This is a genomic window from Pseudoflavonifractor phocaeensis (assembly GCF_021531815.1).
Taxonomy (GTDB): domain Bacteria; phylum Bacillota; class Clostridia; order Oscillospirales; family Oscillospiraceae; genus Lawsonibacter; species Lawsonibacter phocaeensis_A.
Map to the genome: position 1 here is coordinate 100,707 of NZ_JADYUM010000007.1, position 13,283 is coordinate 113,989.

The 13,283-nt window shown below is 61.9% G+C and carries 9 protein-coding genes, 1 other RNA gene and 1 riboswitch; of the genes, 6 read left to right on the forward strand and 4 right to left on the reverse strand.

The window, feature by feature from the left end; genetic code table 11:
* Nucleotides 1-124 precede the first annotated feature (124 nt).
* The 5 genes from I6E42_RS06145 (at nt 125) to deoC (ending at nt 5,555) form a co-directional block, all read left to right on the forward strand.
* The gene (locus tag I6E42_RS06145; RefSeq protein WP_235371054.1) at nt 125-1,369 is read left to right on the forward strand and encodes an adenosylhomocysteinase; all 1,245 of its coding nucleotides are present in this window, start codon (nt 125-127) and stop codon (nt 1,367-1,369) included.
* Nucleotides 1,370-1,382: 13 nt separating this feature from the next.
* The gene (locus I6E42_RS06150) at nt 1,383-1,886 is read left to right on the forward strand and encodes a GreA/GreB family elongation factor (RefSeq protein WP_235371055.1); all 504 of its coding nucleotides are present in this window, start codon (nt 1,383-1,385) and stop codon (nt 1,884-1,886) included.
* Between the two features lie 190 nt (nt 1,887-2,076).
* On the forward strand, nt 2,077-2,985 hold the full coding sequence (locus I6E42_RS06155; protein ID WP_235371056.1) for a 3-hydroxyacyl-CoA dehydrogenase family protein: 909 nt from the start codon (nt 2,077-2,079) through the stop codon (nt 2,983-2,985).
* Between the two features lie 115 nt (nt 2,986-3,100).
* Nucleotides 3,101-3,201, forward strand: a riboswitch (SAM riboswitch).
* Between the two features lie 78 nt (nt 3,202-3,279).
* Nucleotides 3,280-4,461: a methionine adenosyltransferase gene (metK, locus tag I6E42_RS06160; RefSeq protein WP_235371057.1), complete on the forward strand. Its 1,182-nt coding sequence runs from the start codon at nt 3,280-3,282 to the stop codon at nt 4,459-4,461.
* A gap of 440 nt (nt 4,462-4,901) precedes the next feature.
* Entirely contained in the window at nt 4,902-5,555 is a 654-nt protein-coding gene (deoC, locus tag I6E42_RS06165) for a deoxyribose-phosphate aldolase (RefSeq protein WP_235371058.1), read from the forward strand.
* 71 nt (nt 5,556-5,626) lie between these two features.
* Here the strand turns inward: deoC and I6E42_RS12810 are convergent, their stop codons facing one another.
* The 3 genes from I6E42_RS12810 to I6E42_RS06180 form a co-directional block, all read right to left on the reverse strand.
* Nucleotides 5,627-7,072, reverse strand: coding sequence for a peptidylprolyl isomerase (locus I6E42_RS12810; RefSeq protein WP_235371059.1), 1,446 nt, complete (start codon nt 7,070-7,072; stop codon nt 5,627-5,629).
* A 335-nt stretch (nt 7,073-7,407) separates the two neighbouring features.
* Nucleotides 7,408-7,607: non-coding RNA, 6S RNA (gene ssrS / locus I6E42_RS06175), on the reverse strand.
* A gap of 13 nt (nt 7,608-7,620) precedes the next feature.
* Nucleotides 7,621-7,932: a DUF1292 domain-containing protein gene (locus I6E42_RS06180; RefSeq protein WP_235371060.1), complete on the reverse strand. Its 312-nt coding sequence runs from the start codon at nt 7,930-7,932 to the stop codon at nt 7,621-7,623.
* Nucleotides 7,933-8,196: 264 nt separating this feature from the next.
* On the opposite strand from I6E42_RS06180, the gene I6E42_RS06185 reads away from it, so the two are divergent.
* Nucleotides 8,197-10,857: a transglycosylase domain-containing protein gene (locus tag I6E42_RS06185; RefSeq protein WP_235371061.1), complete on the forward strand. Its 2,661-nt coding sequence runs from the start codon at nt 8,197-8,199 to the stop codon at nt 10,855-10,857.
* Between the two features lie 316 nt (nt 10,858-11,173).
* On the opposite strand, the gene ftsH is transcribed toward I6E42_RS06185, so the two are convergent.
* On the reverse strand, nt 11,174-13,051 hold the full coding sequence (gene ftsH, locus I6E42_RS06190) for an ATP-dependent zinc metalloprotease FtsH (protein ID WP_235371062.1): 1,878 nt from the start codon (nt 13,049-13,051) through the stop codon (nt 11,174-11,176).
* Nucleotides 13,052-13,283: the final 232 nt, after the last annotated feature.

A 13,283-nucleotide genomic window follows, 5' to 3' on the forward strand; every position in this document is an offset into this window, starting at 1 on the left:
TTGAACGCGGGGCGGAAAGCGGCTTTTTTTCAGGGATGATCTGTGATAAAATAAACTGATAAGTTCCGGAAACCGGAGCGGGAATGAGACAGTGTGTTCCAATCGAACAGAGGAGAAAGATTGCATGAGTATTGTGAAAGATATGTCCCTGGCCCCCTCGGGCCATCAGAAAATTCAATGGGTGCGGGATTTCATGCCCGCTCTCAGCGGCATTGAGGAGCGGTTTCGCCGGGAGAAGCCCTTTGCGGGGCTGACCATCGCCGTCTCCGTCCATCTGGAGGCCAAAACGGCCAATCTGGGCCTGGTCCTCCGGGAGGGAGGCGCCGACGTCCATCTGACGGGCTGCAATCCCCTGTCCACCCAGGACGATGTGGCCGCCGCCATGGCCGACCTTGGGGTGGACACTTACGGAGTCCACGGGGTGACGCCCCAGGAGTATGAGGACCTGCTGGTGGAGACGTTGAAGTGTAAGCCCCACCTGATCGTGGATGACGGAGGCGACCTGATCAACCTGCTGGGCGGCAAGTGCGCCCAATATGGGGAGCGGCTCATCGGCGGCTGCGAGGAGACCACCACCGGCATCCACCGCCTCTATGCCCGTCAGCGGGCGGGCATCCTGCCCTGCCCCATGATGGCGGTGAACGACGCCAAGGCCAAGCACTACTACGACAACAAGTACGGCACCGGACAGTCCTCCTGGGACGCCATCATGCACACCACCAATTTGATGGTGGCGGGCAAGACCGTGGTTGTGGCGGGCTACGGCTGGTGCGGCAAGGGCATCGCCATGCGGGCCAAGGGCATGGGAGCCAATGTCATTGTCACCGAGGTGGACCCCTTCAAGGCGCTGGAGGCCACCATGGAGAATTTCCGGGTCATGCCCATGGACGAGGCGGCCAAATACGGGGACATCTTCGTCACCGCCACCGGCTGCAAGGACGTGATCGTGGCGCGCCACTTCGCGGTGATGAAGGACAACGCCATTCTGTGCAACTCCGGCCACTTTGACTGTGAGGTGGACGTGGCCGCCCTGAGGGAGATGGCTGTGGAGCGCTTCCCCCGGCGGGGCAATATCGAGGGCTTCCGTCTGACCGACGGCCGGACCCTCAATGTGCTGGCCGAGGGGCGGCTGGTCAACCTGGCTGCGGGCAACGGCCACCCGGCGGAGATCATGGACATGTCCTTTGCGGTCCAGGCCCTGTCCCTGGAGTGGCTGGCCAAGCACCGGGAGGGACTGGAAAAGAAGGTCTACAACGTGCCCGACGAGATCGACGACCAGATCGGCCGGGTGAAGCTGGCGGCCATGGGACTGGCCATCGATACCCTGACTCCGGAGCAGAGAGACTATTTGGCCGGTTGGGAAGCCTGAGGAGAGCGGGATCATGCACAACGAATTGACCAAGATCGACATCCAAAAGATGAAGGAGGAGCTGGACTACCGCCGGATCACCCTCCGGCCCCAGCTGCTGGAGGAGGTGAAGGTGGCCCGGTCCTTCGGGGACCTGAGCGAGAACTTCGAGTATAAGGCCGCCAAGCGGGAGAAGAACAAAAACGAGAGCCGCATCCGGTTTCTGGAAAACATGATCAAAACCGCGCGGGTCTACGAGGACCACTCCGGGGCGGACACCGTGGGCCTGTACGACAAGGTGACGGTGTATTTGGAGGAGGATGACGAGGAGGAGACCTGGCAGATCGTCACCACCGTCCGCCAGGACGTGCTCCATGGCCTGATCAGCAAGGAGGCCCCCATGGGCTCCGCCCTGTTGGGAAAGAAGGTTGGCGACCGCTTCTATGTTCAGGTGAACAAGGACTACGGCTATTACGCCCAAGTTCGTGCCATCGAAAAGGGAGAAGACGACGGATCGGCGGCTCTCAACCGGTTTTGACGGCGCTTAAGGCGGCGGCGGAAGCATTAAGGTCAAGATAAGACGATTTTAGGCCGATTTATGCTGAGACATGCGCCAGTTGCTGTGCTAAGATAGGCGGCAGAAGGAACCGGAAGCCGAAGCAGCTGGAAGGGCGGAGGTCGACCGGTCAAAGGAAAATCTGAATATTGGATGAGAAAAGGGGATCATTATGGCTATTGAAAAGATTTTTGTAGTAGGTGCCGGCTTGATGGGCAGCGGCATCGCCCAGACCGCTATTTGCAGCGGTTACACCGTCACGCTGAACGACCAGCGCCAGGAGGCCCTGGAGCGGGCCAAGGCCGGGATCGAGAAGGCCCTCCAGCGCGAGGTGGAGAAGGGCCGTATGACTGAGGAGGACTGCGCCGCCGCGCTGGCCCGTCTGTCTATCGACGCCGGCATGGCCGCCGGTAAGGACGCCGATCTGGTCATCGAGGCGATCTATGAGAACCTGGACGCCAAGCAGGCCGTGTTCCGCCGCCTGGAGGAGGTCTGCCCCGCCCACACCATCTTCGCCTCCAACACTTCTTCTATCTCCCTGACCGCCCTGGCCTCCGCCACCAAGCGGCCTGACCGCGTGGTGGGCATGCACTTCTTCTCCCCCGTGCCCAAGATGCGCCTGTGTGAGGTCATCTTCGGCCTGCTCACCGCCCAGGACGTTCTGGACCAGATCAAGGAAGTGGGCGAGAAGATGGGCAAGACCCTGATCCTCTCCGACGATAAGCCGGGCTTCATCGTCAACCGCGCCCTGCTGCCCATGCTGAACGAGGCCTGCGTCATCGTCGGCCTGCATGTGGGCACCGTGGAGGACGTGGACAACGGCATGAAGCTGGGCTGCAACCACCCCATGGGTCCCCTGGAGCTGGCCGACATGATCGGCCTGGATATCCTGCTGAACGTGATGATGGTCCTGTCCAAGGAGTATGGCGAGAAGTACCATCCCTCCATGATCCTGCGCAAGATGGTCACCGCCGGCTTCCTGGGCCGGAAGAGCGGCGCCGGCTTCTACCTGTATGAGAACGGCAAGAAGGTGGGCGTCAACCCCGTCCTGACCCGGGAGCACACCCTGGCGGAGCGCTAAAGTACCGGAAATACCTACAGTTCCGCGGCCGGACGTCTGTCCGGCCGCGGCTTTTTTGGAAAAAGCGGTTGACAAACAGGGAAAACCTGATATAATCGTCCAGTACAATTCCATAGCCTTATCAAGAGTGGTTGAGGGACCGGCCCTATGAAACCACGGCAACCTGCTGTTCCAGCAAGGTGCCAAATCCGGCGGTAGTGTATCGCAAGATGAGGGTGTAACAAGCTCCTGAACGCTCCGCCTGCCGCGGGGCGTTTTTTACAGCCTCCCAGCCAAAGAAAGGAAGAAACAACAATGGCAAAACGACTTTTCACCTCCGAATCCGTCACCGAGGGACATCCCGACAAGATCTGCGACCAGATCTCCGACGCGGTGCTGGACGCCATCATCGCCCAGGACCCCCAGGCCCGGGTGGCCTGTGAGACCACCGCCACCACCGGACTGGTCCACGTCATGGGGGAGATCACCACCTCCTGCTATGTGGACATCCCCAAGATCGCCCGGGACGTGGTCCGGGACATCGGCTATGACCGGGCCAAGTTCGGCTTTGACTGTGACACCTGCGCGGTCATCACCTCCATCGATGAGCAGTCCCCCGACATTGCCATGGGAGTGGACAAGTGCCTGGAGGCCAAGGAGGGGGAGCAGGACGACGGCCTGGACAACGGCGCCGGCGACCAGGGCATGATGTTCGGCTACGCCTGTGACGAGACCCCCGAGCTGATGCCCCTGCCCATCTCCCTGGCCCATAAGCTGGCCATGCAGCTGACCCGGGTGCGCAAGGAGGGCCAGGTGGACTACCTGCGGCCCGACGGCAAGACCCAGGTGACCATCGAGTACAATGAGGACGGCTCCCCCAAGCGCATCGACGCGGTGGTGGTGTCCACCCAGCACGGCCCCGAGGCGGAGCTGGAGCGGATCCGGAAGGATATGATCGAGCTGGTCATCAAGCCCATCCTGCCCGCCGGGCTGATGGACGCTGAGACCAAGATCTATGTCAATCCCACCGGGCGCTTCGTGGTGGGCGGCCCCCAGGGCGACTCCGGTCTCACCGGCCGCAAGATCATTGTGGACACCTACGGCGGCAGCGCCCCCCACGGCGGCGGCGCCTTCTCCGGCAAGGACCCCACTAAGGTGGACCGCTCTGCGGCCTACGCCGCCCGCTGGGTGGCTAAGAACGTGGTGGCCGCCGGCCTGGCCAAGCGCTGCCAGGTCCAGCTGGCCTATGCCATCGGCGTGGCCAAGCCTGTCTCCGTCCGGGTGGACACCTTTGGGACCGGTACTGTGGCTGACGGACGGCTGGAGGAGGCGGTGGAGAAGACCTTTGACCTGCGCCCCGCCGCCATTATCCGGGACCTGGACCTGCGCCGGCCCATCTACCGCCAGCTGGCCGCCTATGGGCACTTCGGCCGGGACGACCTGGACCTGACCTGGGAAAAGACCGACCGGGCGGAGGCGCTGAAGGCCAATCTGTGAGCAGCTGCTTCTCTGGTCCCGGCCGAAGGGAGCGAAGCGACCCGCGCCTTTTGGCGCGTACAATGGGCTCCGTAGGAGACCATTGGCGCAGGGGCAATTCATTTGCCCCGAGCATTTGAAAATGCAGGGCTCCCGCGGGATTATTGATCCCGTGGGAACGGGACGATTTGGACCTGACCTGGGAAAAGACCGACCGTGCGGAGGCGCTGAAAGCCAATCTGTGATCTGAACTGAAATACTTTGTGAAAAGTGCGTGCGGATACCATCCGCACGCACTTTTGATACCGGCCTTACTACCCGGATACCGTGAGGCTGGGCTGCCAGGGGGAACAGCGTCTCCTTTACAAAGGGGCTGGACAAATCCGGGGTGCCGGGAGTAAAATAAAATGATATTATTCTGATTCCGCAGGTCTGGAATCGAGCGAGGAGAGTTAAAACGAATGAACGACCAGGAAATTTTGAGGCGGGTGGACCACACCCTGCTGACCCCCACCGCCACCTGGGAGCAGGTCAAGACCATCTGTGACGAGGGCCGGGAGTTTTCCACCGCCTCGGTGTGTATTCCACCCCGTTTTGTGAAAAAAGCGGCGGATTATGTGGGAAACAGTTTAAAGATCTGCACGGTGATCGGGTTCCCCAACGGCTACTCCACGCCGGAGGTCAAGGTGTTTGAGACGGAGGACGCTGTGCGCAACGGCGCGGACGAGATCGACATGGTCATCAACCTGGGGCTGGCCAAGGCCGGTGACTGGGAGGGCGTCCTCCGGGAGATCCGGGCGGTGAAGGAGTCCTGCGGCGGCCGGATCTTGAAGGTCATCGTGGAGGCCTGCCAGCTGACCCAGGAGGAGAAGATCGCCATCTGCCGGGTGGTGTCCATGTCCGGGGCGGACTTCATCAAGACCTCCACCGGCTTCTCCACCGGGGGCGCCACGGTGGAAGATGTGAAGCTCTTCCGGGAGCGGATCAGCCCCGATTTGCGGATCAAGGCCGCCGGCGGGATCCGTACCTTTGAGCAGGCGCGGGCCATGCTGGAGGCGGGGGCCGACCGCATCGGCGCCAGCGCCCTGGTGGCCCTGGCCAGAGAAAAGAAGTAAAGCGCAGAAAAAAGCGCCCCGTTCCGATGGAACGGGGCGCTTTTCAAATACATTGGGATACAAGGGGAAAATCAACCCTGGAGGAACTTCAGGCCCATGCCGTTGACGGCGTCATAGCCCTCCTCGGCGGCCTCCAGCCAGGCGCTGTAGTCCTGATTGGCCAGTGCGGACTGGGCGGTCTGCTTCCAGACGGGATCGCCCGCTCCGGCGTAGTACATGATGTGCCAGCCGTAGTCGCTCTCCACCAGACCGGTGTCGCCCACCTGGCGGGCGGGGTCAACGGCCCAATCCCGGAAGGATTCCACATAGCTGGAATCGGGGGTGATGTTGGAGATCAGCCCACCGTTGGAGGCGGAGCCGGAGTCGGCGCTGTTCTCCTGGGCCAGGGCGGCGAAGGAGTCCTCGGTGGCCTCGCCGGCCTTCCACTGGGCCAGCAGCTCCTCCGCCTGGGACTTGGCGGCGGCCTTCTGTTCGTCGGTGGCCTCGGAGGCGCCCTCGGGCTGGATCAGGATGTGGCGGACGTTGTCGGTGGGCGTCTCATCCCGCTGACGGCCCTCAAAGAGGACCACGTAATAGTTGTAGGCGGTGCCGGAGTCGTACTCAGCCAGGGTCACGTCGCCGGCCTTGCGGGCGCTGTCATAGGCCCACTCAGTATAGGCGCTGTTGACGCTGCTGCCCACCTGGGAATCGGAGACCTGGCAGGAGTACAACTGGTCGGCGTATTCCTCGGACAGGGCGGCGGGGTCCTCGCCGGCCTCCAGCTTGCGCTGGATCTCCTCGGCCACAGCCTTCATCTCCGCCTTGGCGGCGTCCAGAGCGGCCGTCTTCTCCTCCTCGGTCATTCCGTCGGTGGAGTCGGCCCGGGCCTGGAGAACAAACTGGGACAGGGTGTAGGCGTCCATGGTGTCCTTGTTCTCATTGTAATAGCCCTGCAGGTCGGCGGCGCTGTACTCCAGAGAGCTGAGGTAGCTGGACCGGTAGTCGCTGGCCAGAGTCTGGCGCTCCAGCAGGGACACCAGCTTCTCATAGGTCATATAGGAGCCGTAATAGTTGCGGATAAAGTCCTTCTGGCTGTCCAGACCGTCCAGATATTCGATCTGGCTGTCCAGGTAGGCGCGGGCCTCCTCAGACATGGTGTAGCCCTCGGCCTCAGCCTTGGCGGCCAGGGCGGCGTCGGACTTCAGGTAGTCCAGGGCGCTGGGCAGAAGGAAGTCCTTCATGGAGGTGCTGGAGCTGCCCAGGCCATACTGGTTGGCCAGGGTGTTGTAATAATACTGCACGTCGGCGACGGTGTATTTGACGCCGTTCATGGTGACAGCGGTGGCACTGCGCTGGATCAGGCCGGTGTTCCAAATCAGAAGGAAGGCCACCAGCACCACGCAGACGGCGCCCACCACCCGGTACAGGATGGCGCTGCGGCGGGCCTCGGCGGCCTCCTGCTGCTTTTTCTGTTCCCGCGAGGTGGGACCCTGGGCGGTCTCCTCCTGGCGAGACTTCTTTTCTCTGGATGCACTCACAGTTTGTTCAGTCCTCTCATATTGATGGAGCGGCCCCCGCGGGGCCGGGCGGCAGTCCCGAAAAGAGCCGGGAAACAGCCATACTCAGGTATTATACTAAAAACTTTCCCGCCTTGCAAGGGGCGGGGAGGTGAGAAACGGCGTGTTTTACAGATTGTTTACACAGATTGTCTGCGAAGAGGACCGGGGAACGGAATAAAAAAGACCGCCGCTGTTGCCAGCCGCGGTCCAGGTTCAGTGCTTTTCTGTCTGCAAAGCAGCTCTAAAATGAACCATTTTAAAGCCCGCGGCATCTGATGCCGGGGGAGAGTCCGGACGGACTCCTGCTTTGATCATATAACCCCGCTCTGGCCGTGTGGGCCCGTTTAAAACCTGCACGTAATGGCAGGTGGGTCGCCTCCACGACGCTTTACTGCTACCAACGTCCAACCAACCTCGAAGGGGGCCGGGAGGCCTGCAAGCCACGCCGTGAGGGGGGCGTCCCGTTTAAGAGATGTGGGTTTAAAAGAACCCATCACGCACCGAGCAGGAAAAAAGCAAAGGGACGTTTATTCTTCCTCGTCCTCAAAGAAACGTTCCATGAACAGGTTGTAGATTTCGTCCAGTTCCTCGTCGCTGTCGGGAGTGGAGAGGAGTTCCTCGCCGTTTTCCTCGATGACCTTCATGATGACCAGACCGTACTCCTCGTCATCGGCGTCCACGTCCACCGGCTCGCCGGTCTCCTCGTCCTCCGCCACGGCGGGGAACATGGCGTAGTAGGTGATCCCGTTGTGCTCCAGGGTGTCCACCAGTTCCAGTTCAAACTCGTTGCCGTCCTCGTCGGTGACAGAAATGAAATCAGGGCCGAACTCTTCGCTCATGACGGAAATACCTCCAACCTTGTTGTGAGTCTATTTTACCCTGCGGGCGGGAAAAATGCAAGGGGGAGGACCTGTAAATTTTCGCCTCTCCCGCGGCGGCTTCAGCTTTATGGTGGACAAATGGAAAGAATCTGGTATAATAGTCCTGATATGTCCGGGATTCGCCCCCCATTTTCGATAAATTATTTTTTCGGAGGGCGGGGACGGCAGAAACATCAAGACCGCCGGAGGGCAGCAGCGCTGGCTCCGGCTGGAGGTAACAACGTGTCAGAGCAGAATTATCATAACTCTTTGTACGAAAACAGTGAATATCCCTCCCGGCACCAGGTGCCGCGGCAGGAAGAACGTCCGGAGCGCTCCGGACGGCCCCGGAAGAAACGCAGGCGGGGCGGCGCGGCCGGTACCGTGTTCAAGGTGCTGGGCACCCTGCTGCTCATCGGCCTGTGCACCGGGGCCATCCTGTGCTGCTTCGCGGCGGTGTACATCAAGACGGTCATCTTCCCCATCGCGGACCTGAGCCTGGACGACTTTGTGCTGGGCGAAAACAGCGTCATGTACTATACCGACAAGAGCACAGGGGAGGACAAGGAGCTGGTCACCCTGCTGAACACCACCAGTTCCATCTGGGTGGATTATCAGGACATGCCCAAGGACCTGGTCAACGCCGCCGTGGCCATTGAGGACCAGCGGTTCTGGACCCACCCCGGCGTGGACTGGAAGCGGACGGCCAAGGCCGTGCTGGATATGTTCACCGGGGGAGACATCTCCGGCGGTTCCACCATTACCCAGCAGCTCATCAAGAACCTGACGGATTACAACGAGACCACGGTGAAGCGGAAGGTCATCGAGATCGTCCGGGCCCTGCGCTTTACCCAGAACAACTCCAAGGAGGACACCATCACCTGGTACCTGAACGTCATTCCCCTGGGCAGCGGCTGTGAAGGCGTGGGCTCCGCCGCCTACAAGTACTTCGGAAAGCCAGTGAGCGAGTTGTCTCTGGCTGAGTGCGCCAGCCTGATCTCCATCACCAACAACCCCTCCAAGTACGGGCCCTACTCCGACGCCAAGGTGGCCACCAAGGAGGGCGAGATGTGGAACGCCCGGCAGTGGAACAAATGGCGCCAGGAGAACGTGCTGCGGGAGATGATGAAGCAGGGCTATATCAGCCAGGAGGAGTACGACGCGGCCGTGGCCGAGGAGCTGGTCTTTGTCCGGGGCGAAAACGAGGCGGCCCCCAGCCAGGTCTACTCCTGGTATGAGGAGACGGTCATCGCCGACGTGAAGGCGGACCTGAAGGAGAAGTACCAGTTGTCCGACAGCCGGGTGAGCCAGCTGCTCAGCAGCGGCGGCCTGCGGATCTACACCTGCCTGGACCCGGACATCCAGGCCATTGTGGAGAAGATCTACACCAACCGGGACAATCTGAACTATATCTCCAGCGACGGGCAGCTGATGCAGTCCTCCATCACCATCATCGACAACAGCACCGGGGACGTGGTGGCCATCGCGGGCCAGTTCGGGGAGAAAACCAAGAACCTGATCAGTAACTACGCCAACAGCGCCAAGCGGCAGCCCGGCTCCTCCCTGAAGCCGCTGGCTGTCTATTCCCCCGCCGTTGAGATGGGGCTCGTTTCTCCCATCACCATCGTGGACGACTACCCCTATAATGACAGCAACGAGACCGGCTGGCCCATCAACTCGGGCGCGGCCCGGTATAAGGGCCTGACCACCGTGCGCCGGGGCCTGACCAATTCGGTGAACACCATCGCCGTCCGTATCCTGGCCGACAAGGTGACCCCCCAGGCCAGCTTTGACTTTGTCCAGAACCGGTATAAGATCGACCTGGTGGAGGCCCGTCAGGTAGGGGATAAGATCAAGAGCGACATCGACGTGGCTCCCCTGTCCATGGGTGGCCTCACCGACGGCGTCTGTACCCGGGACATGGCTGAGGCCTATGCCACCTTCCCCAATAACGGCGTCTACACCTATTCCCGCACCTATACCCGGGTGGAGGACAGCGCCGGCAACGTTCTGCTGGACAACGAGAGCCAGCGGGAGACTGTCATCAAGGACACCACCGCCTATTATATGAACTCCATGCTGACCAACGTGGTCACCGGCGGCACCGCCGCCGGCCACGGCTTGACAAACATGACCGCCGCCGGCAAGACCGGTACCACCAGCGAGAACTACGACCGTTGGTTCGTGGGCTATACCCCCTACTACACCGCCGCTGTCTGGACCGGCTATGAGCGCAATTCCAAGATGAAGACCCAGGGCAACCCGGCTCTGAACTTGTGGGAAAAGGTGATGGAGGAGGTCCATGCGGGCCTGGAGAACAAGAAGTTCCCCACTCCCAACGGGCTGAGCAGCGTGCAATACTGCCTGGACAGCGGCCTGCGGGCCACGGAGTACTGCGCCTTGGATCCCCGGGGCAGCCGGGTGGCCAGCGACAATCTGTTCCAGGAGGACATCCCCAGCGAGGTTTGCACCATCCACACCGCTGAGAGCTTGGTCAAAGTGTGCCTGGACTGCCCCATCCTCAACGAGGACGGCAGCGAGACCGGTTTGTACCATGTGGCAGGTCCCTATTGTCCGGAGGAGAGTATCCAGGAGATGTGTCTGCCTGACTATGAGCGGGAACAGATCGGAACCGCCGTGGCTCAGGATGAGATGTACCGGAAGAGCGTGGTGGAGAGCTACGGCCCCTGTACGGTCCATATCGAGGCCGTGGTGGAGCCTCCGATAGAGGAGCCTGTTGACCCTCAGTACCCGGTGACGCCCGTTGAACCGGAACAGCCGGAGCAGGGAGAACAGCCGGAGCACGGCGGGCAGACGGACCCGGTGGAGCCGAAGCCGGGGCCCGTGGACCCGGACCCGGGGACGGAGGAGCCCGGACAGATCGCCCAGGACATCCGCCCGTAAGTGATGTGCCGCGCGGATAACAACGCGGCAGCCTGAACTGCACCCCACTTGTTAGACAGCTTCACTGCTATCTGGCAAGTGGGGTGTTTTGCCGCGTGCAAAGGGGACCGAATACAGAATGTCCCCCGGAATGGAAGAGATGCTTGGGGAGACCAGGCCGGAAAGGCGGTAGCCGCCCGATCCGGGCAAAGGAAAAGGACTTGCAGTCTGTTTTCACAGACAGCAAGTCCTTTCGGATGTTTGAACAATTTCTGCCCCGGCGTTTTGCCGCGCTTTGGAAGGACGCTGCAAGCCCTGCGGCTCTGGCTGCGGTGCTTTATACCTGCTCCAGGTAAGGGGCAAATTCCCCGGCGCCGGGGTCGTCAAAGACCTTGGCGAAAGTCTCGGCGTCCATGGTCTCGTGGTCCAGGAGGTACCGGGCGGTGAGCTCCAGCTCCTTCCGGCGGCCGTTGAGGATCTCCTCGCACCTACGGTAGGCCCGTTCCACAATGGCCTTGACCTCCTGGTCGATCTGGCCGGCCACCTCCTCGGAGTAGGCGCGGGCCTGGGCCATGGTGCGGCCGATGAACACCTCGTCGTTTTCGTTGCCGTAGGCAATGGTGCCCAGCTTTTCACTCATGCCGTATTTGGTGACCATGGAGCGGGCGATCTGAGAGGCCTTCTGGATGTCGCTGGAGGCTCCGGTGGAGATGTCGCCCAACACCACCTGCTCGGCCACCCGGCCGCCCAGACAGACGGCGATGCGTTCCTCCAGCTCCTTCCGGGACAGGTAGGCCTTGTCCTCGCTGGGCAGGGAGATGGTCATGCCGCCGGCGGGACCCCGGGGGACAATGGTGATCTGGTGGACGGGGTCCTGGCTGTCCAGCTCATGGATGACGACGGCGTGGCCCGCCTCGTGGTAAGCGGTGAGTTTCCGGGACTGTTCGGTGACGACCCGGCTTTTTTTCTCCGGCCCGGCAATGACCTTGAGCATGGCCTCGTGGAGGTCGGACATGGTGATGAACCGCTTGTCCTCCCGGGCGGCCAGTAGGGCGGCCTCGTTGAGGAGGTTCTCCAGGTCAGCCCCGGTGAAACCGGCGGTGGCCCGAGCCACGTCGTGGAGGGACACGTCCTCTGCTAGGGGCTTCTTTTTGGCGTGGACCTTCAGAATGTCCTCCCGGCCCTTGATGTCGGGCAGGCCCACATAGATCTGCCGGTCGAACCGGCCGGGCCGCAGCAGGGCGGGGTCCAGAATGTCCTGGCGGTTGGTGGCGGCTAGAACGATGACCCCCTCGTTGGAGCCGAAGCCGTCCATCTCCACCAGCAGCTGGTTCAGGGTCTGCTCCCGCTCGTCGTGGCCGCCGCCCAGGCCGGTGCCGCGCTGACGGCCCACGGCGTCGATCTCGTCGATGAATACGATGGCGGGAGCCTCCTTCTTGGCCTGGTCGAACAGGTCCCGGACCCGGCTGGCGCCCACGCCCACATACAGCTCCACAAAGTCGGAGCCCGAAATGGACAGGAAGTGGACCCCTGCCTCTCCGGCCACCGCCTTGGCGATCAGGGTCTTACCGGTGCCCGGAGGGCCCACCAGGAGCACGCCCTTGGGGATGCGGGCGCCCAGGGAGGTGAACTTCTGGGGGTCCCGGAGGAAATCCACGATCTCCTGGAGCTCAGCCTTCTCCTCCTCCGCGCCGGCCACATCGTCAAAGGTGACCTTCTTCCCCTGGTCGGACAGAGTCTTGGTCCGGGCGTGGCCGAACCGGGAGGCGCCGGGAGCTCCTCCGCCGTTCATGGCGGACATGCGCTGGCGGTAGAGGAGGAACAGAAACAGGACCGCCAGCCCGATCATCACCAGGGTGGGCAGCATGTTGTACCACCAGGAGCTCTCCAGGCCGGGGATATAATCGTAGCCCTCCAGGGTCCCGGCGGCAAGCTGCTGGTCGATCAGCTCATGGAGGTCAAAGTAAAACAGGTAGGGATCGGCCAGCTGGTAGGTGAGGGTGGAGGTCTGGTTTCCGCTCTCCCGCAGGGTCAGCGTCAGGGTCTCGTCCTCCAGGGTAAAATACTTGACCCGCTCCTGGGAAAAATAGGTGCGGATCTGGCTGTAGTCCGGGGCGTCCTCCTGGTCCATGCGCTGCAGGGTGCTGACGGCAAAGAGCATCATCAGGATCACCATCAGATACAAGGTCACGTCCCGGGGACTGATTCGTCTCATGGGCAAAACATCCTTTCCGGCTCGGCCGCCTTGGGCGGCATGTGGTGGGCGTTACGGCCTTACCCGCCGTAAACCGCGGGCTTGAGGACGCCGATATGAGGCAGGTTGCGGTACCGCTCGGCGTAGTCCAGGCCGTAGCCCATTCCCATCCAAAACGGCGCTTTGGATGGGGCCCCAAGGGCGATTTTATCCGCCGGGCGAAAATGAATTCCGCCCGGCTCGGCCGCCTTGG